Raw genomic sequence first — 25,800 nt, forward strand, 5'->3', positions numbered from 1 at the left:
CTTTTGTTCGCACGCTGGCGCGCGCTGCGGTCTGGGAAAGTACGCTCGAACCGCCAAGGTGGCGCGTCTCGACAGATGCGGCATGATTGCGGCTGATTCATCCAGCTGATGCATGGGAGTCGAAACATGATGGTGGGTCTGGCGCTTCTGATGAGCGTAGCAGCGGGTTCGGCGCATTTCGGCGCATCGAGACCGCAGAGCTTTTCCAATGTCTGCTGGTCCGAGGATGGCGGAGATTTGCTGGGGACGACGATCTGGATCCTGCCCGCCGTCGATGGCACCCGGCTGTTGATCCAGCGCTACGAGGGCGGGCCGTTGACCCCGTCCTTGTTCTCGACGCATGCCGAAGACGAAACGCTCGTGGTGTATTCGGAGCGGAGCGAGCCGCTTTATGTAGTGCGTCGCGACGGGAAAGGCGCGCGGATCACCTATCTCAATGGCGAACAAGGGAGTGAGGGCGGAAACGAGGAGCGTCTGCCTCCCGTCGTCAAAGTGGGTGAGTTTCCGGACTGCAAGTAGTTGCCGTCTTCATGGTGTCGGCATGCGTCTGTGCCGGGCGACGCCATGCCTTTCGTCACTGGCTCCCCGAGCCGCCAAGCGCGCACTGTCGCGACGACACACCCCGTGCCGCCTCGTTCACCCCAGGTGCCCCATGACCCACGCCGATCCGCATGCCACCCGCCTGCAGCGCGCCGCGCGCTGGACCCGCAAGGAACTGCTGCCGATGGTGGTGATGCTGTTGCTGCTCACCGCCGCGCGGTCGTCCTTCGCCAATCACTACGTGGTGCCCTCCGGCTCGATGCAGCCGACGCTGCAGCCCGGCGATCGCGTTGCCGTGGACATGAGCGCCTACGGGCTGCGCGTGCCGTTCACCGAGTACCGCTTGCTCGAACGCGACCGACCGCAGCGCGGTGACGTGGCGGTGTTCGATTCGCCGCACGACGGCACCCGCCTGATCAAGCGCGTGGTGGCGGTGGCGGGCGACCGTGTGGATGTGCGCGATGGTCATCTCTCCATCAACGGTCAGCCGCTGCAGGTGGACGCCGCAGGCGATCAGGAGCGGTTCGGCGCGCGCATCGCCCGACTCGACCTGGACGCGGGTGGCGGCCCGGACCTGCACGATGTGCGGGTGCCGCCGGGCAAGCTGCTGGTCATGGGCGATCATCGCGGCGACAGTTTCGATGGCCGCTATTTCGGCTTCGTCGATGCCGACAGCGTCTATGGCAAGGCGCTGGCGGTGTTCTATCGTTGCGGCGAGGGATTCGAGTGGGCGCGGCTGTAGAGCGCGGCTAACGACGAGGGAACATGCTCCGTAGGAGCGGCTTCAGCCGCGACGGGCATTCCCGGTAACGCCTGTCGCGGCTGAAGCCGCTCCTACGGAGGCAACCTGCTGGTGCCGCGGTGCAGTCAGAACGCCACGCCGGCCAGCGTGCACGCCACCTCCCACAACCGTGCGGCCACCTGCGGATCGCGCGCCTGCCGGGCGATCCTGGCCGGTGCCGGGTCGCCTTTCAGTTCGAACGGGCCGTCCGGTCCGTAGTACGCGCCACCCCGCACCTGCGGCGATGTCGCGGCATAGAGCGTAGGGAGTGCGCCGGCCGCGGCGGAATGGCTGATCAACGGGGCCAGCCATTTGGTCGCCGTGCCCACCACGCTGCGGCGGCCGTCTGCGTCCGGGCCATTGGCGACCAGCGCGGTCTGCGCGATGCCGGGATGCGCGGCGACTGCACACAGGCCCCACCCGCGCGCGTCGCTGCGCCGCTGCAATTCCAGCGAGAACATCAGCATCGCCAGCTTGGATTGCCCATAGGCCTTCCACGGCCGGTAGGGACGTTCGCACTGCAGGTCGTCGAAGTCGATGCGGCCTTGGCGGTGCGCCAGGCTCGACAGGTTCACCACGCGTGCGGCCGGCGCAGCGCGCAGCAGCGGCAGCAGCCGCGCGGTCAGCGCGAAGTGGCCGATGTAGTTGCTGCCGAACTGCAGTTCCAGGCCGTCGGCCGTGGTCTGCCGCTGCGGCGGCGCCATCACGCCGGCGTTGTTGATCAGCACATCCAGCCGCGGGAAGCGCGCCGCGATGCGCTCGGCGAAGGCGGCCACCGACGCGAGCTGCGCCAGGTCCAGCGCCTCCACGCGCACGTCGGCCGCCGGATGCGCGGCGAGGATGGCCTGCCGCGCGCTCTCGCCCTTGCCCGCGTTGCGCGCGGCGAGCACCACGCTGGCGCCCGCGCCGGCCAGGGCCAGCGCGGTCTCGTAGCCTAGGCCGCCAGGGCTGGCACCGGTGACGATGGCGATCTTGTCGCGCTGCGACGGCAGGTCGGACAGTGTCCAGCGGCTCACAGCGACACCCCCTGCGCCAGTGCGCGCCACCAGCGCTCGCCGTGCGCAGGCTGCGCCAAGTCGACACGCTCGCCCATGCGCGGCGTGGCCAGCGCCACGCCAGCAGCGTCGGCCAGTGCCGCGAGGCGTTCGAAGGGTTCGTGCCAGGCGTGCATGGCCAGGTCGAAGGTGCCGTTGTGGATCGGCAGCAGCGTGCGTCCACCGATGTCCAGATGCGCCTGCAGGGTCTGCTCCGGCTGCATGTGCACGTGCGGCCAATCGACATCGTAGGCGCCGTTTTCGATCAGGCTCACATCGAACGGGCCCAGCCGCTCGCCGATCGCCTTGAAGCCGTCGGAGTAGCCGCCGTCGCCGCTGAAGAACAGCTTCAGGTCGGGCGTCTCAATCGCCCACGAGCACCACAGCCGGCGCCCGCGGTCGAACATGCCGCGGCCGGAGAAATGCTGCGCCGGCGTCGCGGTCAGCGTCACCCCGTCCACCGTGGTCGACTGCCACCAATCCAGTTGCCGCACCTTGTCCGCGGCCACGCCCCAGCGCCGCAGCAGGTCGCCCACGCCCAGCGGGGTCACGAACGTCCCGACGCGCTCGGCCAGGCGGCGGATGCTGGTGCGGTCCAGGTGATCGTAGTGATCGTGCGAGAGGATCACCCCGGCGATCGGCGGCAACGCGTCCAGCGCGATCGGCGGGGCGTGGAAGCGGCGCGGGCCGGCGAACGGAAACGGCGAGGCGCGTTCGGAGAACACCGGGTCGGTCAGCCACAAACGCTCGCGCAGCTTGAGCAGCACGGTGGAATGGCCGAGCCGGTACAGGCTGTGGTCTGGCGCCGCCAGCAACTGCGCGGCGGTCAACGGCAGCACCGGCAGCGGCTGCGCGGGCACCGCCTCGGCCGACTTGCGGGTCAGCAGATGCCACAGGATCCGCAGGGTCCCGGCCAGGCCGGGCGCGCCGCTGGTGCCCGGGGTGGCGTTGCGGAAGCGGCCGTGGCGGTACTGCGGCGACGCCAGATGCGCAGGCGGAACAGGGGACAGCGAGGAAGCGGACGCGGACATGGCAGCAATCCTTGGAAGACGAGCGCGAGAATTACACTACACAGTGTAGTTTCCTTTTCGTGAAAGTAAACCGGTCGGTGTAACATCCGCCCATGGCTTCTCCTTCCACGCCCGTTCCGGCACGGCTGACCGAGCGCAAGCGCCAGGCGATCCTGGAGGCGGCGATCGCCGAGTTCCATGGCCATGGCTTCGAGGCCACCAGCATGGACCGCGTCGCGGCCAGCGCCGGCGTATCCAAGCGCACCGTCTACAACCATTTCCCCAGCAAGGACGCGCTGTTCGACGAGATCCTGGTGCAGCTCTGGCAACGCAGCCTGGAGACGGTCGGCGTGCCCTACGACCCGCAGCAGCCGCTGCGCGCGCAACTGCTGCAGTTGCTGCAGCAGAAGCTGCAGATGTTCGACGACTCCGCCTTCCTGGGCCTGTCGCGAATGGCGATGGTCGAGGGCCTGCGCGCGCCCGAGCGTGCGCGCGACCTGGTCGCGCGCCTGGGCAGCAAGGAGGAGGGCACCCTGGTGTGGTTGCGCGCGGCCCTGGCCGATGGGCGGCTCAAGCCGCTGCAGCCCGAGTTCGCCGCGCAGCAGTTGCATGCGCTGATCAAGGGCTTCGCGTTCTGGCCACAGCTGAGCATGGGCCAGCCGCCGCTCAGCCCCGCGCAACAGGCCGAGGTCGCCGCGTCGGCGGCCGACATGTTCCTCGGGCATTACGCGCGCGATCCGGACTAGCGCGGCCGCATCGTCGCGCGTGCGCAGCGGCCATCAGCCCTCGCACCACACCGCCAGTTCGTAGCCGTCGCGGTCGGCGAAGTGGAAGCGGCGTCCGCCAGGGAAGGCGAACACCGGGCGCACGATGCGGCCGCCGGCGGCCTCGATGCGCGCCTGGGTGGCGGCGAGATCGTGGGAGTACAGCACCACCAGCGCGCCGCCGGGCTGCGGCGTACCGTGGAAGAAGCCGCCGCTCAGGCGGCCGTCGCGGAACTCGCAGTAGTCCGGGCCGTAGTCCTGGAAGCTCCAGTCGAAGGCCTGGCCATAGAAGGCCTTGGCCGCATCGATCGAGGCGACGGCGAATTCCAGGTAGTCGATGCGGTGATGCTGTTCGGCGCGGGACATGGGCGGCTCCTGTGGACGAGTCGCCAGTATCCCGCGCCGCGGCGGCGCCGGCTTGGCGAAAACGGCCAACTCAGCGCGCGTGCCGCTGCACCAGCTCGCGCGGGCTGACCCCGGTCAGTTGCCGGCTGTCGCGCACCAGGTGCGGCGCGTCGCCGTAGCCGGCCTCGAGGGCGGCCGCGGTCAGGTTGGGATGCTGGCGGACCAGGCCCAGGAAGCGTTGCAGGCGCAGGATGCGCTCCAGGGTCTTGGCGCCATAGCCGAACGCGTCGTGGCTGCGTCGCCGCAGCGTGCGCTCGCTGATGCCCAGCGCGGCGGTCAATGCGGCCAGTCGCGGCGGTGTGCTGCCGGCGAGTTGCGCGAACAGCCAGGCCATCGCGCGGTCGGGCTGCAGCGGCCGGCTGGCGCACAGCGCGTGCAAGGCCGCCAGCGGATCGGCGGCATCCTCCAGCCGCGCCTGCCAGTCGCGGCCGCGCATGCCCCACAGCGCGTCCAGCGGCACGCGCTGGTCGGCGACGGCATGCAGCGGCACGCCGAGCAGGCTGGCGCCGGCCCCGGCCGCCAGCCGTATGCCGGTCAACACGCTGCCCGGCGCCAACGTGGCGTCGCTGGCGCGGCGGTCCGGCCCGGCCACGAACAGCGCGCGGCCGTCCCAGATCAGGTCGACGCAGCCGTCGGGCAGCACCTGCGTCGCAGCGGTGTCGGCCTCGCCCTGGCGGAACCGCCAACTGCAGCGCAGGCGGTCGCGCAGTGCCGGTGGCGGGCCAACTTCGACGTAGTGCGATGGCGTCTGCGCCGCGCTCATCGCGCAACGCCGCGGCGCGCATGTGCCGGGGCGCCGAGGCATGTGGCGCGTCGCATCGCTGCGCAGCGTGCACATGCGGTCCAGGGAAACGTGTTCGCCATCGCCATCGCCATCGCCATCGCCATCACTCAGCGCCTGCGACCCGCGGCGTGCAGCCGTTCGGTCGTCGAGGCGGCGGAAGGGCGCTGGAACCAGGCCACCATGGGAGAGGCCATCAGCGTGGTCAACAGGGTCATGCCGAACAACAGCGTGAACAGGTCGGGGCCGATGAGGCCGCTGTCCAGGCCGATCTTGATCACCACCAGTTCCATCAACCCACGCGCGTTCATCAACGAGCCGACGGTCAGGCTGTCGCGCCAATCGTGGCCGCTCAAGCGCGCGCCCAGGGTGCAGCCGACCAGCTTGCCGGTCACGGCCACGCCGACAACCACGGCGAAGCCGACGAAGCCGGCGCCGGCGAAGGCGGTGGGGCTGGTGGCCTGGCCTGCCACTGCGAACAGCACCGGCATCAGCAATGCGATGGCCAACGGTTCGATGCGCTCGCCCAGATGCTCGAGGAGGCGGTCGTCGCGGGGCAGGCACACGCCGAACAGGAACGCGCCGAAGATCGCGTGCAGACCGATCCATTCGGCAGCCGCCGCACAGCCGAGCAGACCGATCAGTACCCAGGCCAGTGCCGTCGGCGCGTAGCGCCCGTCATGCGCACGCGGTCGCAGCAGGCGCGCGTAGACTGGGCGCAGCACGCCGAAGGTGATCGCGATCAGCGCCAATGCACCCAGGACGGTCGCACCGACGCCGCCATGCACATTGCCGCCGGTCAGTGTGAGCACCACGGCCAGGAAGATCCACACGGTCGCGTCGTCGATCACCGCCGCACCCAACGCCAGGCGTCCGGCCGGAGTGCGGGTCATGTTGCGGTCCTTGAGGATGCGCGCCAACACCGGGAAGGCGGTGACCGACATCGCCGCCGCAATGAAAAGCGAGAACGGCCAGAAGCCGATGCCCGGCGGGGCGAACTGCGGAAACAGCCAGGCGCCGGCCGCCAGCCCCAACAGCAGCGGCAGCACGATGCCGGACACGCCGACCGCCAACGACGCCCGGACCTGCGCCTTGGTGCCTTCCGGTGCGCGCAGCTCCACACCCACCACGAACATGAACAGCGCGACGCCGACGTTCGCCAGCCCCGACAGGGGCGGCAGGCTTGCCGGCGCGAACACCAGGCCGTGCCAATGAGGCAGCCACACACCGAAGGCGATCGGGCCAAGCAGCAGGCCGGCCGCCATCTCGCCGATCACCGGCGGCTGGCCGACCCGTTGCAGCAGCATTCCGCACAGGCGGGCGGCGCCGAGGATCAGCGCCAACTGGATCAGCAACAGCGTCGTGGGGTTCATTGCGCTTCCTTCCTGGGGTCGGAGCGGATGCCGAGGGCGCCATGCGCCCGGTGGTCCCCAGCGAGCGCAACGTGCCGCCAGTGTATGTCAGTGTGAGAGCGGCATCTGCCGGGGGAGGCGATCGGGGGCTGCCGCATTGGGGGGGCGGAGCGCGACGCGCCATGGCCGGGAACGCGCCTGCTGCCACGACGCTCACCGCTCCGACGGCCCGCTCTCGTCGTAGCCGCGCGGGGTGAACAGGTCCGGCTGGATGAGTTCGATGAAGGCGCGCGCCTGCGGCGACAGGTACTTGCCCTTGCGCACCACCACGCCGTAGCTGCGCGCCGGGAAGTAATCGCCCAGGGCGCGGGTGGCCAGGCGCGCGCGGTCGGCGTCGGTGAGGCAGATCGAACTGACGATGGACACGCCCATGCCCATCGCCACGTACTGCTTGATCACCTCCCAGCCGCCGACCTCCAGCGCCACGGTGTAGGGCACGCGCGCCTGCTGGAACACCAGGTCGACCAGGCGGTAGGTGACCTGGCGCCGCGGCGGCAGGATCAGCGGGTAGGGCGACAGGTCTTCCAGGGTCAGCCTGGGCTTGCGGGCCAGTGGGTGGTCGTGCGGGGCGATCAGCAACTGTTCGAAGCGGTACACCGGGGCGTAGCTGAGGTCGGCGGGGACGTCGAGCATGGAGCCGACCGCCAGGTCCACCGCGTCCTCGCGCAGCAGGTCGGTGCCGTCGGCGCTGATCGCGTTGTGCAGGGTCAGCCGCACCTGCGGGTGGCGGGCGCGGAAGGCTTCCACGATCTTCGGCAGCAGATAGAGGATGGTGGAACTGTTGGCGGCGACGTTGAGCTCGCCGGCGTCCAGTCCCCGCGCCTTCTCGCGGAAGTCGGCCTCCAGCCGGTCCAGGCTCTCCACCAGCGGCTGCGCCATCTCGTACAGCAACTGGCCCTCGCGGCTGGGCACCAGGCGGCGGCCGCTGCGCTCGAACAGCACCACCCCCAGCTCCCGCTCCAGCGCCTGCAACTGCAGGGTCACCGCCGGCTGGCTGACGAACAAAGCCTCCGCGGCCCGCGACACCGCGCCCAGGCGCACCGTCTGGCAGAACGCGCGCAGCGGTTTGAGCCGGTCGGATTTGTAAGGAAATCGCGGGGTTGCAGCGTTGCCCGTGGCCATGACGTGACAGTTATAAGTCTTACTTATATAAAGCATTGACAAAACTGCTTTGTCAAATACATGGCCTGGCAGCACGGTGGAGCCCCGGAAACATCGAGGAATCCCCACATGTCCGCCCCCGCTTTCGCTGTCGCTCCCGACCCCACGCGTTCCACGCCGGGCATCGCCCTGACCACCTCGCTGGCCGGCCAGGACGCCCTGCTGCCGCCGCCGCTGCTGGCCCTGCTGGTGTCGCTGCACCGGGCGATCGAGCCCGAGCGGCAGGCGCGGCTGGCGGCGCGTCGCGAGCGCCAGGCCTTCTTCGACGCCGGCGGCCTGCCGGACTTCCGCGACGACACCCGGGCGATCCGCGAGGGCGACTGGCAGGTGGCGCCGCTGCCCGAGGCGCTGCAGGACCGCCGGGTCGAGATCACCGGCCCGACCGATCCGAAGATGGTCATCAATGCGCTGAACTCCGGCGCCAAGGTGTACATGGCCGACTTCGAGGACTCGACCGCGCCGACCTGGCGCAACCTGGTCGCCGGCCAGCGCGCGCTGGCCGAGGCGGTGGCCGGGACGCTGACCTTCACCGCGCCGGCCGCGCGCGACGGCAGCCCGGGCAAGCGCTATGCGCTGCGACCCTATGAGGAACAGGCCGTGCTGATCGTGCGCCCGCGCGGCTGGCACCTGGACGAGAAGCACGTGCTGGTCGATGGCCAGCCACTGGCCGGCGGCCTGTTCGATGCGGCGCTGTTCGCCTTCCACAACGGACGCGCGCTGCAGGCCAAGGACCGCGGCCCGTACCTGTACCTGCCCAAGCTGCAGTCGATGGAGGAAGCGGCGCTGTGGGAAACCGCGCTGGCCCACATCGAGGACATGCTCGGCCTGCCGCAAGGCCAGATCAAGGTCACCGTGCTGATCGAGACGCTGCCGGCGGTGTTCGAGATGGACGAGATCCTGCACGCGCTGCGCGGGCGCATCGTCGGCCTGAACTGCGGCCGCTGGGACTACATCTTCTCCTACCTGAAGACCTTCCGCCGGCATCCGGACCGGGTGCTGCCCGAGCGCGGCCAGGTGACCATGACCCAGCCGTTCCTGAAGGCCTATTCGGAATTGCTGATCCGCACCTGTCACCGTCGTGGCGCGCATGCGATGGGCGGCATGGCCGCGCAGATCCCGATCAGCCACGACGAGGCGGCCAACGAACAGGCGATGGCGCGGGTGCGCGCGGACAAGCTGCGCGAGGTCACCGCCGGCCACGACGGCACCTGGGTGGCGCACCCGGCGCTGATCCCGATCGCCCGTGCGGTGTTCGACGAACACATGCGCACGCCGAACCAACATGCGGTGCGCCGCGAGGACGTGCAGGCCGACCGCGACACGCTGATCGCCCCGTCCACCGGCACGATCACCCGCGCCGGCTTCGAGGGCAACATCGAAGTGTGCGTGCGCTACCTGGCGGCGTGGCTCGACGGCAACGGCTGCGTGCCGATCCACCACCTGATGGAGGACGCCGCCACCGCCGAGATCAGCCGCAGCCAGCTGTGGCAGTGGCTGCACGTGGGCGGCCTGCACCTGGACGACGGCACCGCCATCGACTTCGCCCTGTTCGACGCCTGCCTGCGGCAGTTGCCGGCACGGCTGGGCGAGCGAGCGCTGCTGCCGGGCGGGGCGCGGGTGGACGAGGCCATCACGCTGCTGGACCGGCTGACGCGCGACGAAGAACTGGCCGACTTCCTGACCTTGCCGGCCTATCAGTTGATTGATTGAACGCGGGGATTGGGGAGTCGGGATTGGGGATTCGTGAAAGCGATGTCTCTGTCTCTGACCTCTCCCGTGCCTGCCAAGCCTATATCCGACCACCGCCCCACGTTTCATCGCTGCATCCATTTTTCGAGGAGAACGCCAGATGAGCACCACGTTGCAGACCGCCGAACAGATCCAGCGCGACTGGGATACCGATCCGCGCTGGGCCGGGATCACCCGCAACTACACCGCCGCCGACGTGGTGCGCCTGCGCGGCACGGTGCACGTGGAGCATTCGCTGGCCCGGCTCGGTGCCGAGAAGCTGTGGAAGTACCTGCACGAGAAGGATTTCGTCAACGCGCTGGGCGCGCTGACCGGCAACCAGGCGATGCAGCAGGTCAAGGCCGGGCTCAACGCCATCTACCTGTCCGGCTGGCAGGTCGCCGCCGACGCCAACTTGGCCGGGCAGATGTACCCGGACCAGTCGCTGTACCCGGCCGACTCGGTGCCGGCGGTGGTCAAGCGCATCAACAACACCCTGTTGCGTGCGGACCAGTTGCACCACGCCGAAGGCAAGGACGAGATCGACTTCCTGCAGCCGATCGTGGCCGACGCCGAGGCCGGCTTCGGCGGCGTGCTCAACGCCTTCGAACTGATGAAGGCGATGATCGAGGCCGGCGCGGCCGGCGTGCATTTCGAGGACCAGTTGGCCTCGGTGAAGAAGTGCGGGCACATGGGCGGCAAGGTGCTGGTGCCGACCCGCGAGGCGATCGAGAAGTTGAACGCCGCGCGCCTGGCCGCCGACGTGATGGGCGTGCCGACCCTGCTGGTGGCGCGCACCGATGCCGAGGCCGCCGACCTGGTGACCAGCGACATCGACCCGAACGACCGCCCGTTCACCACCGGCGAGCGCACCGTCGAAGGCTTCTTCCGCACCCGCAAGGGCCTGGACCAGGCGATCAGCCGCGGCCTGGCCTACGCGCCCTACGCAGACCTGATCTGGTGCGAGACCGGCAAGCCGGACCTGGAGTTCGCGCGCAAGTTCGCCGAGGCCATCCATGCCAAGTTCCCCGGCAAGCTGCTGGCCTACAACTGCTCGCCCAGCTTCAACTGGAAGAAGAACCTGGACGACGCCACCATCGCCAAGTTCCAGCGCGAGATCGCCAGCTACGGCTACAAGTTCCAGTTCATCACCCTGGCCGGCTTCCACGCGCTGAACTACTCGATGTTCAACCTGGCGCACGGTTACGCGCGCCGGCAGATGAGCGCCTTCGTCGAACTGCAGGAGGCCGAGTTCGCCGCCGCCGACCGCGGCTTCACCGCGGTCAAGCACCAGCGCGAGGTCGGCACCGGCTACTTCGATGCGGTGACCCAGGCGATCCAGCAGGGCCAGTCCTCGACCACCGCGCTGACCGGCTCGACCGAGGAAGAGCAGTTCCATGGCGAGAAGGCGGCCTGACCTGCAGCCAGGTGCCGATCGATCGCCCCTCCCTGGCAGGAGGTGGGAAGCCCGGGTTCGCCCGGGCTTTTTTTAAGCGCGGGTGCCGATGGCGCGGCGACCATGTCTACCGCGTGCGACAGCTTGCTGTAGCGTCTCCTGGCGGGGCGAGATTGGCTGTGAAATGTATCGTGAGCGCCATGTGTAGGTGATATGCTCACCGGACAGGGGCCAGCGACGTCAGATTAGGGGGCCGGATGAGCTGCGACAGCGCCGCATCCACCGCACGCGGCACAATTTCCACTGCTGCGGTCGCTCCGAAGCCGAACGAGCTGGCGGTGCTGACCGCCGCGGAATTGCGCCTGTTTTCCGAATTCGGCCGCGCCCGCACGGTGCGCGCCGGCGACGTGCTGTTCCGCCGCGGCGACGGTGGCAGCGCCATGTTCGTGATCACCAGCGGCGTGATCGATCTGGATTTCGGCGAGGACCTGGTGGTCAAGCACCTGGGCCACGGTGAGTTCTTCGGCGAACTGGGCCTGCTGATCGGCAACCACATGCGCAGCGCCGACGCGCTGGCCGCCAGCGATGGCGCGCTGGTGGAACTGGACCACGACGATTTCCAGCGCCTGGTCGAGCGCGACCCGGGCGTGGTCGCCTACTTCCTGCGCCGTACCATCGTGCGCGTGGTGATGAACGAGCAGACCCTGATCCGTCAGCTGCGCCGGCGCAACCGCGACCTGGAAGCGGCGCTGGACAACCTTTACGCCACCACCCACCAGCTGACCCAGACCGAAGAGCTGGTGCGCACAGACGAACTCACCGGCCTGCACAACCGCCGCGGGCTGATCCTGCGCCTGCAGGAGTGCCGCCGCGACGGCCGCTCGCCCGGCCCGGGCCTGCTGCTGATCGACTGCGACCGCTTCAAGCACATCAACGACGCGCACGGCCACCTGGTCGGCGACCGCGTGCTGCAGAACGTCGCCAACATCCTGCGCTCGGTGGCCGGGCCGGACGACATCGCCTGCCGCCTGGGCGGCGACGAGTTCTGCCTGCTGGTGGCCGCCGGCAACGTCGAGGACCTGCGCCGCATCGGCGAGTTCGTGCTCGCCACCGTGCAGAACCTGCTGGGCGTGCCGCACCCGGCGCCGCACATCTGCCCGGTCAGCATCGGCATCAGCCGCGTCGATCCGCACTCGGACTGGAACGACTGGTACGCCAACGCCGATGCGGCGCTGTACGAGGCCAAGCGCCAGGGCGGCAACCGCCTGTACTGGCACGATCTCGCCTCCGCCCCCTGCTGAGCCACCGCGTCCCGCCGAGCCGCCGCCATGACCGACGCCATCGCACCGCCGCCCGAGGTTCCGCAGCTGCGCACCCTGCTGCTGACCGACCTGTGCGACTCGGTGGCGCTGGTGGAAAAACTCGGTGACGCCAACGCGGCCGAGCTGTTCAAGCGGCACGACTCGCTGGTGCTGGAACTGCAGCAGCGTTGGCGCGGGCGCCTGATCGACCGTTCCGACGGCCTGCTGCTGTTGTTCGAACGGCCGATCGACGGCCTCGGCTTCGCCCTGGACTACAGCCGCGGCCTGCGCGAACTGGGCACGCAGCGCAAGCTCGACCTGAAGGTGCGCGCCGGCCTGCACGTGGGCGAAGTGCTGACCTGGCGCAACAGCGATGCCGCCGTGCAGGTGGGCGCCAAGCCGCTGGAAGTGGAAGGCCTGGCCAAGCCGACCGCCGCGCGGCTGATGACCCTGGCGCGGCCCGGGCAGATCCTGCTGTCGGCGGTGGCCGAGTCCTTGACCCACCGCGCCGCGCGCGAGCTGGGCGAACGCGGCGAGCGCCTGCTGTGGAAATCGCACGGCCGCTGGCGCTTCAAGGGCGTGCCGACCCCGCTGGAGATCTACGAAGTCGGCGAGATCGGCCACACCCCGCTGCGCGCGCCCAAGCCCACGCCCAAGGCCTGGCGCGATATCCCGCTGTGGCGCCGGCCGGCGGCGCTGGCGGCGGAGGCCGCGCTGATCGCCGCGTTCGCGGTCGGCATCTGGTTCGTCACCCGCCCGCAGCCGGCCATCGCCTTCGCCGAACGCGACTGGGTGGTGGTGGGGGATTTGCGGAATCTGACGGGCGATCAGGTACTCGACGAATCGCTGGATCAGGCATTCCGGATCAGCCTCGAGCAGTCGCGTTATGTGAATCTGCTGAGCGATCTCAAGGTGCGGGATACCTTGGCGAGGATGAAGCGTAGTCCCAACAGCCGCGTAGATCGGGCAGTCGCATCGGAAATCGCATTGCGCGACGGTGCGCGCGCAGTGATATTGCCGACCGTCGCTGAAGTCGGTGGGCGCATCCAGGTCACTGCCGAATTGATCGACCCGGTGACGCAGGCGACGGTCTATACCGAATCCAGGACCGGACGCGGGCTGGAGTCGGTATTGGCGTCGGTGGACGCCGTCAGTGGGCAGCTGCGGCGCGAACTCGGAGAGGCGATGCAGTCCGTGGAGCAGGCATCCAAGCCACTTCCACAGGTCACCACGTCCAACCTCGATGCATTGCGCGCCTATGCACTCGGTGTGGAAGCCACGGCCGCCGGCAAGTGGAAGCAGGCGGAGCAGAATTTCCAGGCGGCGATCGACCTGGACCCGCAGTTCTCGCTCGCCTATCTGGGAATCGCACGCGTGCTGGCGGCGACATCCGATCGTGCGGCTGCGCTGCCATATCTGTCGCGTGCCAAGCAATTCTCAGATCGGCTGCCTGCACGCGATCGGCTGTACCTCAGCGCCTGGACGGATGAACTGAAGGATAGCCCTGCAGCGCTTAGTGGATGGCAGCAGCTGTCGCGCCTATATCCAGACAATTTTTCTGGTCATGGCAACGCGTTCTGGCATTTGTTCCAGGCCAATCGCTTCGAGGAGGCGCTACCGCACGCGGTCGCGGCAGATGCCCAGCAGGATCCGTATCAATCGGTGGCGATCGACGATATCGGCCGCGTCTATCTCGTAAAAGGGCAGTTGGCTCAGGCCAAGACGCAGTTCACGCAATTCGCGCTGAAAGGCAAGAGCGGCCCGGCGCGCAGGCTGGCCAACGTGCTGGCGCTGCAGAGCAACTACCGTGAAGCGGAAGCGCAGCTCCGTGCCATTCCGCGGAGTGGTTACCCCGACGACGATCTTGTGCCTCGTCTGGATCTGATCACGACGAAGGTTGATCAAGGGGACTGGACTGCGGTGACAACGGAAGTGCGCGAGGCAGTGGAAGCCAGCCGTGCGGCCAACGATTTTACCCAGGCACAGTTCGGGTTCGTGGACCTATCGCTTCAAGCGTTGACGCAGAAAGCTGCGGACGTGCTGCCACGGCTAAGGAAGTGGCAGGATGGCCAGCTGCAACTGCTGGCGAAAGCGGCTTCTGGTCAACCATATGCTGCTGATCGTGCAGTCTTGATCCTTGCGGCAGCGCATCTGGCCCAACGCCTGGGGAACGATAGTCTGTCCTCGCGCGCGTTGAAGGCGACCGCGCCTTGGGCGGAAGCGACCGCAGATCCCGTACTCGTCAAGTTGGCGAAGATCGTGCGGGCAGGCCAGTATCGCCTCAGTGGTGACACCTCGAAGGCGCTTGAGTTGCTGGCTCCGCGCGATGACGATCTATTGCAGGGGCGAGTGGCCCTGTACCTTGCCTTGCAGGCAGCGGGCGATAACCGTCAGGCACTTGAGCAGGCCGAGTGGATCGGCAGCCATCGTGGACTTGCCTATGGAGAGGCATCGGCAGCGCAGTCATTGCAAAGCTTGAATGTCGCCGATACGCGACTGGCTGAGCGCTGGGCTGCCGAAACCCTGTCGCGCCTGGACAGGGTTCCGGATGCAACGCGGAGGATGCAGGCGCTGCGTGCCGCGTGGCCGAGCGTCGCCATGCCGCCTTACTTGAGAGAAACGCTCGAAGCGACCTTGCCTGCTTCGAAACAGAAGATGACGTGGTGATTGCCATCCACGGTCAGATGGCTGACCAATTCCGCACGCGCCTGTGCGATTTCTTCCTTCGAGGCGAGTTGCTGCGAGGTCATGCAATAGAACGGAGCGCCCTCCTTGGGCGGGCTCGCATCATTGGTCAGTGCTTGCGCCGCCGGGGCATAGCCCAGGCTGGCAAGTGCTGCAGCCGGATTCTGTTGGAACGTCGCACGGAAGGCATCGTCCGTGCTCAGCAACTCGAGCAGGCGGTCGGCGATATCGGCGGGCAGAGGATCATGGCGGGTGGCATTCATGACAGGATTGGTCTCCATAGAGGGGTGGGATGGGGGCCACAAAAGGAATTGCGGCAACTCACTCTATCGGCATCATCGTCGCCTAATTGAACGGATTTCCAGATATGCGTGTGCGTCGCTGCTTTCATCTGTTCCTGGAGCCGCGCGACGTTGGCCGGTTCGATCTGGCCTCCTTGCTCGCAGGGGGCAATGGTGTACGGCGGGAGAGGCGCTGGATTGCCTTGGCTCCCCATCTGGACGTCGAACTGGAGGTGGACGCCAGCGAGCGGGAGTTGCTGGGCTCGCTGTGTGCAGTCGAATGGACCGAAGCAAGCGCGTTGCCCGAGCAGGCGATCCGACTGATCGAGACCGGCCTATTGGTGCGCGAGGATGACATCGCGCAAGATGGCTTCGCCGGACGCGATGCCGCCATGCGGACCACTTACTGGTGGGGACCCGCGGCCTTGTCGCACAGATTCGGTCGCTGGCAGGGGAGCGACAGCGTGGCGTCGATGGAAGCCAACGGGCTGACGACGGCCGTTGGCTTATGTGAAAAACTCGGGCCGCCGCCGTCCGAAGTAGGACCGCGCAGTGTGCCCGAACTGCGCTTGCCCTTGCCGCGCCAGGCCGAAGATGACTTCGACGCCTTGCTTGCGCGCCGTGCAACGTGCCGAAATTTCGACACGGCCCGGGCACTGCCGCTAGCGGCGTTTTCGCAGCTACTGCAGCGCGTCTTCGGCGCGCGTGCCAGGATCGAGGCGAACGACGCGGCGGCCTTCCTGAAGAAGAACGCGCCCTCCGCCGGAGGTCTACATGCGACCGAGTGCTATGTGTTGATCCAACGGGTGGAGGGGCTCGCGCCAGGCTTGTACCACTACCATCCAGTCGAGCATGCACTTGAGCCGCTGCCTCCACCAGCGATGGCGCTTGATGATTTGGCACGTACCGCGGTTGCCGGTCAATACTGGTTTGCGGACGCGCCGGTGTTGGTGATGATGGTGCCGCGCTACGCCCGGATATTCTGGAAATACCGCCATCATCCCAAGGCTTACCGGGCTTTGTTGCTTGATGTAGGTCATCTATCGCAACTGTTGTATCTATGTGCCACGCAGGCCGGATGGGGCGCCTTTGTCACTTCAGCAATTAACGAGGTGGACATCGAGCAAGCGCTCGGACTGGATGCACTGCATGAAAGCCCATTGGCAGTGTGTGGCTTTGGTTGGCGTGCACCCGTGCTTGCTACTGCCGAGTTTGATCCGAATGGTGACGTCTGGCAGGCGAACCTCTCATAGATTGTCGCGGGCAGCGTGTCTTCCACATCTTCCTGCTCCTTGCATGGTCGTCCGGCGGCTCGGATGCGTCACGGCGTTCGCCAGCACGTCAGTAAGGGGCCGTCCCTCCCGAGCAGCGGATCGCTCTGCGGAAACGGCACGTTGGCGATCCGTTGCAGCATCTCGGCCGTAGGCGCCTCCCGGCAGATATCCCAGTCCTGCCCGTCGGGATAGGCGCCGACGACCAGGAAGTCGGCGCTAGCCGACAACCGGCAATGGCCGGTGCCGGCCGGCAATAGCAGCGCATCGCCGGCCGCGAGCGCGACCTCGATGCCGTCCGGGCCGCCGAGCAGGACGCGGGCGCTGCCGCGGGCGACGCCGAGCATTTCGTGCGCGGTGGAATGGTAATGGTGATAGTCGTAGATGCCGTCGCGCCATTGCGGCGGCCAGCCGTGCGCGGCAAAGCGGCGTTCGAAGCCGTCGGCGTCGATGGCACCCACGCACTGCCGGTAGTGCAGCACCGGCAGGAACGGGTGGTTGGGTACCCAACCGTGTGGCGGCAGTTGCCAGTGGTCCAGTGACATCGGCGGATCTCCTGCATGGCCGTTAGCAGTTCGATGCTAATCGGCCGATGTCGTCGCCGTGTCGGTACGCGGGACGGCGCGCGGCGCGACCGCGCGCTGCGCCGTGCCGACACGATCATCCCGGTCGGGCCTCAATGCTGGGGAACGCTTTCCACATCGTCGCGCTGGTGCCTGCCAAGCCGCCCGACCATCGCTGCACTGTCCTGATTCAGCCCCAGCACGTGGACTTGCGCACTGTGGCGGCGGAATTTCATCACCACCTGGTCCAGCGCGCCGATGGCGCTGATGTCCCAGACGTGCGCGTGGCTCAGGTCCAGGGTGACCCGCGCCGGCGCATGGGCGAAGTCGAAGGCGCCGGCGAAGCTGCCGGCCGAGGCGAAGAACAGTTGGCCGCGGATGCGGTAGGTGTGGCCACCGTCCGCGTCCTCGCTGCGCTCGATCTGCAGCATGCGCCCGACCTTGCGCGCGAAGAACAGCGCCGACAGCAGCACGCCGGTGAGGACGCCGCGTGCCAGATCGTGGGTTGCCACTGTCACCGCGACGGTGCCGAGCATCACCACGCTGGAACTGGTCGGGTGGGTGCGCAACTGCGCCAGCGAGCGCCAGCTGAACGTGCCCACCGAGACCATGATCATCACCGCCACCAGCGCGGCCATCGGGATCTGCCGCACCCAGGCGCCGGCGAACACGACCAGCAGCAACAGCACGCTGCCGGCCACCAGCGCGGACAGGCGCCCGCGCCCGCCGGACTTCACGTTGATCACCGACTGCCCGATCATCGCGCAGCCGGCCATGCCGCCGAACAGGCCGCTGACGATGTTGGCCACGCCCTGGCCAACGCACTCGCTGTTCTTGTCGCTGGGCGTGTCGGTCATGTCGTCGACGATCTGCGCGGTCATCATCGACTCGAGCAGGCCGACCACCGCCATCGTCGCCGATACCGGGAACACAATCCGCAGCGTCTCCAGCGTCCACGGCACCGCCGGCAGCAGCAGGCTGGGCAGGCGATCGGGCAGCTGCCCCTTGTCGCCGACGGTGGGCACGTGGATGCCGAAGTACAGCGCCATCCCGGTCAGCAGCACGATCGCCACCAGCGGCGGCGGTACCGCCAGGCCGCGCGTCCAGCGGTGCCCGAGCAGCAGCGCCGCGGCGCCGCCCACGGCCACCGGCAGCAGCGTCCATGGCGCCATGCTGCCCGCGGTCAAGGCTGCACCCAGCACCAGCAGCCACAGGCCGATGCCGGGAAAGCTGCGCCGCGACAGCCAGGGCAGGCCGTAGATCAGCAGCAGGCCAAGCGCCACCAGCGGATACACCGGCACCGGTACGCCGATCAGCTCGGGCAGTTGCGCCATGAAGATCAGGATTGCCAGCGCGTTGACGAAGCCGGTGATCACCGAGCGCGAGACGAAGCGCATCAATGCGCCGAGCTTGAACAGCCCGGCCAGGATCTGCAGCACGCCGGTCAGCAGCGTGGCCGCCAGCAGATAGGGCACGCCGTGCTCTTTGACCAGGCCGATCATCAGCAGCGCCATCGCGCCGGTGGCGGCGGAAATCATGCCGGGGCGCCCGCCGGCGAATGCGATGGTCACGCAGATGCAGAAGGCGGCATAGAGGCCGATCTTGGGGTCGACCCCGGCGATGATCGAGAACGCGATCGCCTCGGGAATCAGCGCCAATGCGACGACCAGGCCGGCGAGCACGTCGCCACGGAGATTGCCGCACCAGGACTGGCGCAGGGAAGAAGAAAACTTCAAGGTAAACGCTCCTGACACCGCCCTGCAGGGCAGTGCTCGCTAGATGCAAGGGAAAACCAGCAACCTTCGGCCTGCCGTCGAGGGCGGGCCGATGCGTGTCGCGGGTGTCAGGGTGGCGTCATGGAAGAGCGTGGTGAGCGGGCGCGCGCCAGCCGGGCGCGGTGCGCAAGTATACGCGATGCCCGTGCCTGGACGCAGCCGCGCCGCGCGCCGTGTGACTGCACGCACGTCGCTGCCGCCGCACGACTCACGTTGCGCTCACTTTCGCCGCGCAGAATGTCCGGATCGCAACGCCGTATCGTGGAGTCGGCCATGCAGGATCTTCGCATCGATCATGTGGATGGCGCCTTGTCCGCCCTGGACCAGGCCGACCCGCAGTACAAGGCCGCGCTGTGGCAATGGGCGTGCCTGGAAATGCTGCACGAAACGCTCAGCGCCATGCACCAGCTCTCGCACCGCGCCGGCGTGGCCGAACTGGTCGCCGACGCCTGGCTGGCCCCGGTCGACGTCATCGCGCCGGAGCAGCCGTTCATGGAGCGCGCCGCGCTGGCCGATCCCCGTGTGCAGGCATTCGCACTGGCGCTGAACGCGGCGGCGTCGCGGCAGTCGCGCGCGGAACTGTGGCGCAGCGGCTATGCCAGTGCGGTGCAGGCCACCTTGCAGGGCATGCAGGCGCTGGCCGGCAAGCACCGGATCGATGCGCGATTGCCCGCGCACCACGCCGCGGCGACGGCTGCCGCCTGAGCGCGACGCCGGGCGCGGCTTGCGCCCGCTGCCGCGCGTTCTGGCGATCCTGATGGCGCGGCCCGTTTCCTGTTCGCACTGACGTGCTGCGCGCGCTGCGTCGGCTTCGTCGCAAACGCCAGGCGCATCGCCAGCCGGCGATGCGGTTGTCCGGGTGCAGCCGATGCTTGTACTCCCGCGATGACACACGCACCACATCGCGTTCACCCGCGTGCGACAGCCCGCGCGACAGCCTTGGCCAATGCGCCACGACGACCGCCAGTCTGCGGCTTCCCCTCCAGCGTCCGCGCCGCCGCCGCCGCGCGCCCGGGATGCCAGCGGCACGCCCGAGGCCTCGGCCTGGTGGAAGCAACTATGTGCCAGCCGCTGGCTGCGCGTGGTCGTGTCGCTCGTGGTGATCGCCCTTGCCATGGCAGCGCTGCTGCGCTGGTACGGCCATGGCTGAAACGCCGTGTCTTCCCCATTCGCACGGAGCGCCCGCCATGGCCCGGTTCGCTGCGCATGCCAATGTCCGCGCCTACCGCGTACGCGATGCGGCGTCCGGAGGCCACGAGGCCGCCACGCATGCCTGGGTGGTCGCCGAGGTCGCGCGGCTGATGTGCCTGCCGGTGCACGACGCACGTCTGGCCGCCGGATCGGATGCGTTCGGGTCGGGTGCGTTCTACGTGCCCGACGAAACCCTGACGGAAGCGCAGGCCGCGCAACTCGGCGTGCACGGCGAGGCCGATCTGCTGGGCGGCGTGGTGCCACATGCCTTCGTCGCCACCAAGGCGATCAGCCATCCGCTGGTCGATGGCGATGCGCAGGCGCCGGCAGGATGGCAGCCGGACCTCGGCGTGGCCCTGGCGGCCGCGACGCTGCCGGGCTACACCGCCTTCAGCGCTGCGGATGCCCGGCGCGCGTTCGCGCGCCTGTGCGACGGTGGCCAGGTGCGCCTGAAGCCGTGCCACGGCGTGGGCGGCCTGGGGCAGGTCCTGCTGCACGATGTGGCGGCGCTGGACGCGGCGCTGTCGGCCTTGCCCGTCCATGAATTGCACCGGCATGGCGTGGTGCTGGAACGGCACCTGCAGCAACCGACCACCTTCAGTGTCGGCGAAACGCACTGCGCCGGCATCACCATCGCCTACTGCGGCACGCAGTCGGTCACCCGCGACGGCAGCGGCCGCGAGGCGTACGGCGGCTCGGAACTGCACGTGATCCGCGGCACCCTCGACACGCTGCTGGCACAGCCGTTGCCGCCGCGCCAGCGCATCGCCGTGCTGAAGGCGCACGACTACGATCGGCTGGTGGCCGCGGCCTATCCGGGCTTCTATGCGTCGCGGCGCAACTACGATGTGATCGAAGGCCTGCTCCCCGACGGCAGTGTCGCCTGCGGCGTGCTCGAGCAGTCCTGGCGCGTCGGCGGCGCCACGCCGGCGGAACTGGCCGCGGTCGCCGCGTTCCAGCAGTCGCCGACGCTGCAGCGCGTGATCGCCGCCACCGTCGAGCGCTACGGCGCGCATCCGCCGCCGCCGCCCGGGGCGCAGGTCTACTACGTCGGCGAGGAGCCACGCACCGGCCTGCTGACCAAGTACCGCTACATGCGCAGCGTGACCTGACCATGGAAGCCGAACTGTCCAGCATCGCCATCGCGGTCGACGGCGCGGCGCTCAGCGGCACCTTGCTGACGCCGACCAGCCGCCTGCCCGGCGTGCTGTTCGTGCACGGCTGGGGCGGCAACCAGCACCACAACCTGGTGCGCGCGCGCGAGGCGGCGGGTCTGGGTTGCGTGTGCCTGACCTTCGACCTGCGCGGCCACGAGGGCTTGGCGGCGATGCGCGAGACGGTGACGCGCGCGCAGAACCTGGACGACATCAAGGCCGCCTACGATCGCCTGGCGGCGTCGCCGCAGGTGGATCCGGAGGCGATCGCGGTGGTGGGGCTCAGCTACGGCGGTTACCTGGCCGCGTTGCTGACGCTGGAACGGCCGGTGGAGTGGCTGGCCCTGCGCTCGCCGGCGCTGTACAAGGACGCGCACTGGGACGGACCGAAAGTCGCCCTGAACCGCGATCCGGACCTGATGCCGTACCGCAACCGCGTGGTGACGCCGGCGGACAACCGCGCTCTGGCGGCCTGCCAGCGCTATCGTGGCGATGTGCTGCTGGTGGAGGCCGAGCGCGACGTGATCGTGCCCGGGCAGGTGCTGCGCAACTACGCGGCAGCGTTCTCCAACGCGCGTTCGCTGACCACGCGCACGATCGCCGGCGCCGATCATGCGCTGACCGAAAAGGCGCACCAGGCCGCGTACACGCGCTACCTGATCGACTGGCTGACCGACATGGTGATCGGGCGTCGCGTGGCCCTGGCCAGCAACGTGGTCGAACAGCGCAAGCAGCGGCTCAAGCACAGCGAGGGCGAGTCCGCGACGGCGCCGGGCAAGGGGTCGAACGCATTCCATGGGCGCCTGGAGGCGAAGGAGCGCAGCGCGTCGTCGCCCACGTCGTCGCGTTGAACCATGTAGCGTGGGGGAGCGCACGACAGCAAACCGGCGGCGCAGGCCGCTGTGTGTCATGCACGCGATGGTGTGCTGTCCTGTTTGTCGCTGCTACGCCGGCACGCGGCGCCTTGTGGGCGCCTTCAGTAACGACCGAAGCCTCGTCGTAGGAGCGGCTTCAGCCGCGACAGGCATTCTCGGTAACGCCCGTCGCGGCTGAAGCCGCTCCTACGCGGGCAACGACGAGATGCCCCGCTGCGCGAGGTGCTCCTCAGTGACAACGCCCCGAATGCGCCAGATGCTGCCACGCATGCCGCACCAGCCAGCGCGCCTCGTCCCACGGCACCGACAGCATCGGCGCGCACTGGTGATAGGCGTCCTGCAGCACTCGGTACAGTTGCGCCTCGCTGGCGCGCGGGTAGGCCAGATAGACGTCGTAGCCGATCTTCAGCAACTGCGCATAGTCGGCGAAACCCTGGCGGCCGAGACGGCCCTCGGCATGGGCCTGCTGCCAGTACGCCATTTCGGCGTCCAGATCGATGCTGACGCGAGCGTGGGTCGGTTGGTCAAGCGCGGAGACGGTGTGCATCACATCACCCCGGTGTCGACGGAACCCCTGTGGCCTGGATGCTAACCCGGGACTGAACGTGCACCGTGAGCATTGCGTTCGCTGGGCGTGAAGCCTCGCGGCGCTGCGTCGGCGGATCTAACGTCCTTGGATGGCCTGCTCCCTTCACGCGTCCAAGGAATCCATCGCGGTTGCTGTCACGCCGCCCATGGGCGTGCCGCCATGCTCCCGCCACAGCGCCGCCCGCCATGCTGCAGTGCAGCTTGCGCCGAAATAATGATGATCTATAACTATTATCAGTCCTAAGTGATCCGCTCCTCCCCCTACCCCCATGCAGGCCTATCCATGAGCAGCTACCAAGACCGCTGGCAGACCGTCCAGGTCGAGATCGACGCAGGCATCGCCTGGGTCACCCTGAATCGTCCGGACAAGCGCAACGCGATGAGTCCCACCCTCAATCGCGAGATGATCGACGTGCTGGAAACGCTGGAACTGGACAGCGACGCCGAGGTGCTGGTGCTGACCGGCGCCGGCGAATCCTGGTCGGCCGGCATGGACCTGAAGGAGTACTTCCGCGAGACCGACGGCAAGGAAGAGATCGTGCAGGAGCGCATGCGCCGCGACTGCTCGCAGTGGCAGTGGCGCCTGCTGCGCTTCTACAGCAAGCCGACCATCGCCGCGGTCAACGGCTGGTGCTTCGGCGGCGCGTTCTCGCCGCTGGTGGCCTGCGACCTGGCCATCGCCGCCGACGAGGCGGTGTTCGGGCTGTCGGAGATCAACTGGGGCATCCCGCCGGGCAATCTGGTCAGCAAGGCGGTCGCCGACACCATGGGCCACCGCAACGCCATGCTCTACATCATGACCGGGCGTACCTTCACCGGCACCGAGGCGGCGCAGATGGGCCTGGTCAACGCCAGCGTGCCGCGCGCGCAGTTGCGCGCCGAAGTGACCAAGCTGGCGCAGGAACTGCAGCAGAAGAACCCGGTGGTGCTGCGCTTCGCCAAGCACGGCTTCAAGCGCTGCCGCGAGCTGACCTGGGAGCAGAACGAGGACTACCTGTACGCCAAGGTCGACCAGTCCAATCACCGCGACCCCGAGAAGGGCCGGCAACAAGGCCTGAAGCAATTCCTGGACGACAAAACCATCAAGCCCGGTCTGCAGACCTACAAGCGCTGACCCGTCGCGTCGCTTGCGGCCCGCAGGGGCCGCGGCGGCGCTGCCGCACGCCGTGCCGTCTCTCTCCTCCGGATGGTTCCGATGAATGCCGCTGAGTCCGTTGCCACCGCCGTGCGCTATCGTCCTGTCGGACTGAGCCACGCCGATACCGAGGTCCACCGCGATGCCGACGGCGTGCTGCGCCTGCGCGCGCGCGAACCGCTGGCGCCGCTGCCCAGGCACCTGCTGCAGCGCCTGCAGCACTGGGCGCTGCACACCCCCGATGCGACCTTCGTGGCGCAGCGCGACGAAGATGGGCAGTGGCGGCGGCTGAGCTATGCGCAGATGCTCGAGCGCACCCGCCGCATCGCTGCGCACCTGCTGGACATGGGCCTGTCGGCGCAACGGCCGCTGGCGATCCTGTCGGGCAACGATCTGGAACACCTGCAGCTCGCGTTCGCGGCGATGTATGCCGGCATCCCGTACTGCCCGGTGTCGCCGGGCTATGCGTTGCTGTCGCGCGATTTCGCCAAGCTGCGGCATGTGGCCGAGGTGCTGCGCCCGGGGCTGCTGTTCGCCAGCGACGGCGACGCATTCGCCCCGGCGATCGCTGCCGTGTTCCCCACCGATGTACCGGCAGTGTGCGTGCGCGGCACCCTGCGCGATCGCGCCTGCCTGCGCTTCGAGGAACTGCTGGCGCCGCGCGCGCTGGACGCCGCCGATGCCGCCTTCGCCGCTTGCGGCCCGGACAGCATCGCCAAGTTCCTGTTCACCTCCGGCTCCACCCTGCTGCCCAAGGCAGTGATCACCACCCAGCGCATGCTGTGCGCGAACCAGCAGATGCTGCTGCAGACCTTCCCGGTGCTCGGCGAGACGCCCGTGCTGGTCGACTGGCTGCCGTGGAACCACACCTTCGGCGGTAGCCACAACATCGGCATCGCCCTGTACAACGGTGGCAGCTTCTATCTGGACGACGGCAAGCCGACCCCGGCGCTGTTCCAGCAGACCCTGCGCAACCTGCGCGAGATCGCGCCCACCGTGTACCTGAGCGTGCCACGCGGCTGGGAGCAGCTGGCGCAGGCGCTGGAACAGGATGCGGCGCTGCGCGAGACCTTCCTGTCGCGCATGCGCATGTTCTTCTTCGCCGCCGCGGCGCTGTCGCAGGAGGTTTGGGACCGCCTGGAACGCATCGCCGAGGCGCATTGCGGCGAGCGCATCCGCATGCTCGCCGGCCTGGGCATGACCGAATGCGCGCCGTCGTGCACCTTCACCCATGGCACCAGCAACACGCCCGGCGACGTCGGCGTGCCGGCGCCGGGCTGCGAGGTCAAGCTGGTGCCGGTCGGCGACAAGCTGGAAGCGCGCTTCCGCGGGCCGCACGTGATGCCCGGTTACTGGAACGCACCGCAGCAGACCGCCGAAGCCTTCGACGAGGAAGGGTTCTACCGCTCGGGCGATGCGCTCAAGCCGATCGACCCGCAGCATCCCGAGCGCGGCCTGTTGTTCGACGGGCGCCTGGCCGAGGACTTCAAGCTGTCCTCCGGCGTGTTCGTCAGCGTCGGCCCGCTGCGCACGCGCGTGCTGATGGAAGGCGCCGCCTACGTGCAGGACGTGGTGGTGACCGGCGCCGACCGCGACGCCATCGGCCTGCTGCTGTTCCCGCGGCTGGACGCGCTGCAGGCGCTGTCGGGGCTGCCGGCGCAGGCCGAGGCGGCGCAGGTGCTGCAGGCGCCGCACGTACGCGACTGGTTGCAGCGCCTGCTCGACACGCTCAACCGCGGCGCCACCGGCAGCGCCAGCCATGTCGCGTGCGCGGCGTGGCTGGAACAGCTGCCGAGCCTGGAGGCCGGCGAAATCACCGACAAGGGGTCGATCAACCAGCGCAACGTGCTGCGCGCGCGGGCGGCGCTGGTCGAACAGCTCTACGCCGGCACCGCACCGGGCGCGGTGGCGGCGCCGCCGTCATGACCGAACCGCTCGGCCGCGCGACCGGATAGCGGATCGCGCTCCT

Annotated in this window: 24 protein-coding genes; 14 read left to right on the forward strand and 10 right to left on the reverse strand. The window is 68.6% G+C overall.

Annotated elements, in window-relative coordinates:
- The first annotated feature begins 126 nt into the window (after nt 1-126).
- Together AC1PK7_RS01220 and lepB are read left to right on the forward strand one after the other, a co-directional pair.
- Complete coding sequence (locus AC1PK7_RS01220) at nt 127-519, forward strand: hypothetical protein (RefSeq protein WP_481099590.1); 393 nt, start codon at nt 127-129, stop codon at nt 517-519.
- Nucleotides 520-652: 133 nt separating this feature from the next.
- Nucleotides 653-1,282: a signal peptidase I gene (gene lepB, locus AC1PK7_RS01225; protein WP_481099591.1), complete on the forward strand. Its 630-nt coding sequence runs from the start codon at nt 653-655 to the stop codon at nt 1,280-1,282.
- A gap of 125 nt (nt 1,283-1,407) precedes the next feature.
- Here the strand turns inward: lepB and AC1PK7_RS01230 are convergent, their stop codons facing one another.
- Nucleotides 1,408-2,337 carry an oxidoreductase gene (locus AC1PK7_RS01230; protein ID WP_481099592.1) on the reverse strand — a complete coding sequence of 310 codons (930 nt, stop codon included), beginning with the start codon at nt 2,335-2,337 and terminating at the stop codon, nt 1,408-1,410.
- The gene (locus tag AC1PK7_RS01235) at nt 2,334-3,386 is read right to left on the reverse strand and encodes an MBL fold metallo-hydrolase (protein ID WP_481099593.1); all 1,053 of its coding nucleotides are present in this window, start codon (nt 3,384-3,386) and stop codon (nt 2,334-2,336) included. Before AC1PK7_RS01235 ends, AC1PK7_RS01230 begins: the two co-directional genes overlap by 4 nt.
- Before the next feature lie 92 nt (nt 3,387-3,478).
- On the opposite strand from AC1PK7_RS01235, the gene AC1PK7_RS01240 reads away from it, so the two are divergent.
- Nucleotides 3,479-4,111, forward strand: coding sequence for a TetR/AcrR family transcriptional regulator (locus AC1PK7_RS01240; RefSeq protein ID WP_481099594.1), 633 nt, complete (start codon nt 3,479-3,481; stop codon nt 4,109-4,111).
- A gap of 33 nt (nt 4,112-4,144) precedes the next feature.
- Here AC1PK7_RS01240 and AC1PK7_RS01245 read toward each other — a convergent pair whose 3' ends face one another.
- The 4 genes from AC1PK7_RS01245 to AC1PK7_RS01260 all read right to left on the reverse strand — a co-directional run bounded on the left by AC1PK7_RS01245 (nt 4,145) and on the right by AC1PK7_RS01260 (nt 7,849).
- A complete protein-coding gene (locus AC1PK7_RS01245; RefSeq protein ID WP_481099595.1) occupies nt 4,145-4,495 on the reverse strand; it encodes a VOC family protein in 351 nt (116 codons plus the stop codon).
- A 70-nt stretch (nt 4,496-4,565) separates the two neighbouring features.
- Entirely contained in the window at nt 4,566-5,297 is a 732-nt protein-coding gene (locus tag AC1PK7_RS01250; protein WP_481099596.1) for a DUF6597 domain-containing transcriptional factor, read from the reverse strand.
- A 128-nt stretch (nt 5,298-5,425) separates the two neighbouring features.
- On the reverse strand, nt 5,426-6,688 hold the full coding sequence (locus AC1PK7_RS01255; RefSeq protein ID WP_481099597.1) for a cation:proton antiporter: 1,263 nt from the start codon (nt 6,686-6,688) through the stop codon (nt 5,426-5,428).
- 192 nt (nt 6,689-6,880) lie between these two features.
- Nucleotides 6,881-7,849 carry a LysR family transcriptional regulator gene (locus tag AC1PK7_RS01260; RefSeq protein ID WP_481099598.1) on the reverse strand — a complete coding sequence of 323 codons (969 nt, stop codon included), beginning with the start codon at nt 7,847-7,849 and terminating at the stop codon, nt 6,881-6,883.
- Between the two features lie 108 nt (nt 7,850-7,957).
- Here AC1PK7_RS01260 and aceB point away from each other — a divergent pair, with 108 nt between their 5' ends.
- The 4 genes from aceB (at nt 7,958) to AC1PK7_RS01280 (ending at nt 14,980) form a co-directional block, all read left to right on the forward strand.
- The gene (aceB, locus tag AC1PK7_RS01265; protein WP_481099599.1) at nt 7,958-9,598 is read left to right on the forward strand and encodes a malate synthase A; all 1,641 of its coding nucleotides are present in this window, start codon (nt 7,958-7,960) and stop codon (nt 9,596-9,598) included.
- 139 nt (nt 9,599-9,737) lie between these two features.
- Nucleotides 9,738-11,033, forward strand: a complete 1,296-nt coding sequence (gene aceA, locus AC1PK7_RS01270; protein WP_010343745.1) for an isocitrate lyase — start codon at nt 9,738-9,740, stop codon at nt 11,031-11,033.
- Between the two features lie 236 nt (nt 11,034-11,269).
- Nucleotides 11,270-12,313 carry a GGDEF domain-containing protein gene (locus tag AC1PK7_RS01275; RefSeq protein WP_481099600.1) on the forward strand — a complete coding sequence of 348 codons (1,044 nt, stop codon included), beginning with the start codon at nt 11,270-11,272 and terminating at the stop codon, nt 12,311-12,313.
- A 27-nt stretch (nt 12,314-12,340) separates the two neighbouring features.
- The gene (locus AC1PK7_RS01280) at nt 12,341-14,980 is read left to right on the forward strand and encodes a putative peptide modification system cyclase (RefSeq protein ID WP_481099601.1); all 2,640 of its coding nucleotides are present in this window, start codon (nt 12,341-12,343) and stop codon (nt 14,978-14,980) included.
- Here AC1PK7_RS01280 and AC1PK7_RS01285 read toward each other — a convergent pair.
- Complete coding sequence (locus tag AC1PK7_RS01285) at nt 14,920-15,261, reverse strand: NHLP-related RiPP peptide (protein WP_420008576.1); 342 nt, start codon at nt 15,259-15,261, stop codon at nt 14,920-14,922. The genes AC1PK7_RS01280 and AC1PK7_RS01285 overlap by 61 nt on opposite strands.
- Nucleotides 15,262-15,365: 104 nt before the next feature.
- Here AC1PK7_RS01285 and AC1PK7_RS01290 point away from each other — a divergent pair, with 104 nt between their 5' ends.
- Nucleotides 15,366-16,532 (forward strand): putative peptide maturation dehydrogenase, encoded by a 1,167-nt coding sequence (locus tag AC1PK7_RS01290; protein ID WP_481099602.1) that lies wholly within the window; start codon nt 15,366-15,368, stop codon nt 16,530-16,532.
- A gap of 68 nt (nt 16,533-16,600) precedes the next feature.
- Here the strand turns inward: AC1PK7_RS01290 and AC1PK7_RS01295 are convergent, their stop codons facing one another.
- Together AC1PK7_RS01295 and AC1PK7_RS01300 are read right to left on the reverse strand one after the other, a co-directional pair.
- Nucleotides 16,601-17,095, reverse strand: coding sequence for a cupin (locus AC1PK7_RS01295; RefSeq protein ID WP_481099603.1), 495 nt, complete (start codon nt 17,093-17,095; stop codon nt 16,601-16,603).
- A 131-nt stretch (nt 17,096-17,226) separates the two neighbouring features.
- Entirely contained in the window at nt 17,227-18,849 is a 1,623-nt protein-coding gene (locus AC1PK7_RS01300; protein WP_481099604.1) for a SulP family inorganic anion transporter, read from the reverse strand.
- Nucleotides 18,850-19,161: 312 nt separating this feature from the next.
- Here AC1PK7_RS01300 and AC1PK7_RS01305 point away from each other — a divergent pair, with 312 nt between their 5' ends.
- The 4 genes from AC1PK7_RS01305 (at nt 19,162) to AC1PK7_RS01320 (ending at nt 22,084) form a co-directional block, all read left to right on the forward strand.
- Nucleotides 19,162-19,593 (forward strand): hypothetical protein, encoded by a 432-nt coding sequence (locus AC1PK7_RS01305; RefSeq protein ID WP_010343738.1) that lies wholly within the window; start codon nt 19,162-19,164, stop codon nt 19,591-19,593.
- Between the two features lie 241 nt (nt 19,594-19,834).
- The gene (locus AC1PK7_RS01310) at nt 19,835-20,038 is read left to right on the forward strand and encodes a hypothetical protein (RefSeq protein ID WP_420008580.1); all 204 of its coding nucleotides are present in this window, start codon (nt 19,835-19,837) and stop codon (nt 20,036-20,038) included.
- Between the two features lie 37 nt (nt 20,039-20,075).
- Nucleotides 20,076-21,191 carry a DUF3182 family protein gene (locus AC1PK7_RS01315; RefSeq protein WP_481099605.1) on the forward strand — a complete coding sequence of 372 codons (1,116 nt, stop codon included), beginning with the start codon at nt 20,076-20,078 and terminating at the stop codon, nt 21,189-21,191.
- Between the two features lie 2 nt (nt 21,192-21,193).
- Complete coding sequence (locus AC1PK7_RS01320; RefSeq protein ID WP_481099606.1) at nt 21,194-22,084, forward strand: alpha/beta hydrolase family protein; 891 nt, start codon at nt 21,194-21,196, stop codon at nt 22,082-22,084.
- Between the two features lie 253 nt (nt 22,085-22,337).
- Here the strand turns inward: AC1PK7_RS01320 and AC1PK7_RS01325 are convergent, their stop codons facing one another.
- A complete protein-coding gene (locus AC1PK7_RS01325; protein WP_481099607.1) occupies nt 22,338-22,655 on the reverse strand; it encodes a hypothetical protein in 318 nt (105 codons plus the stop codon).
- Between the two features lie 324 nt (nt 22,656-22,979).
- Here AC1PK7_RS01325 and AC1PK7_RS01330 point away from each other — a divergent pair, with 324 nt between their 5' ends.
- Nucleotides 22,980-23,810 (forward strand): p-hydroxycinnamoyl CoA hydratase/lyase, encoded by an 831-nt coding sequence (locus tag AC1PK7_RS01330; RefSeq protein WP_010343733.1) that lies wholly within the window; start codon nt 22,980-22,982, stop codon nt 23,808-23,810.
- A gap of 81 nt (nt 23,811-23,891) precedes the next feature.
- Entirely contained in the window at nt 23,892-25,757 is a 1,866-nt protein-coding gene (locus tag AC1PK7_RS01335) for a feruloyl-CoA synthase (protein WP_481099608.1), read from the forward strand.
- The last annotated feature ends 43 nt before the right edge of the window (nt 25,758-25,800 follow it).

Source organism: Xanthomonas sp. NCPPB 3174 (genome assembly GCF_056725205.1).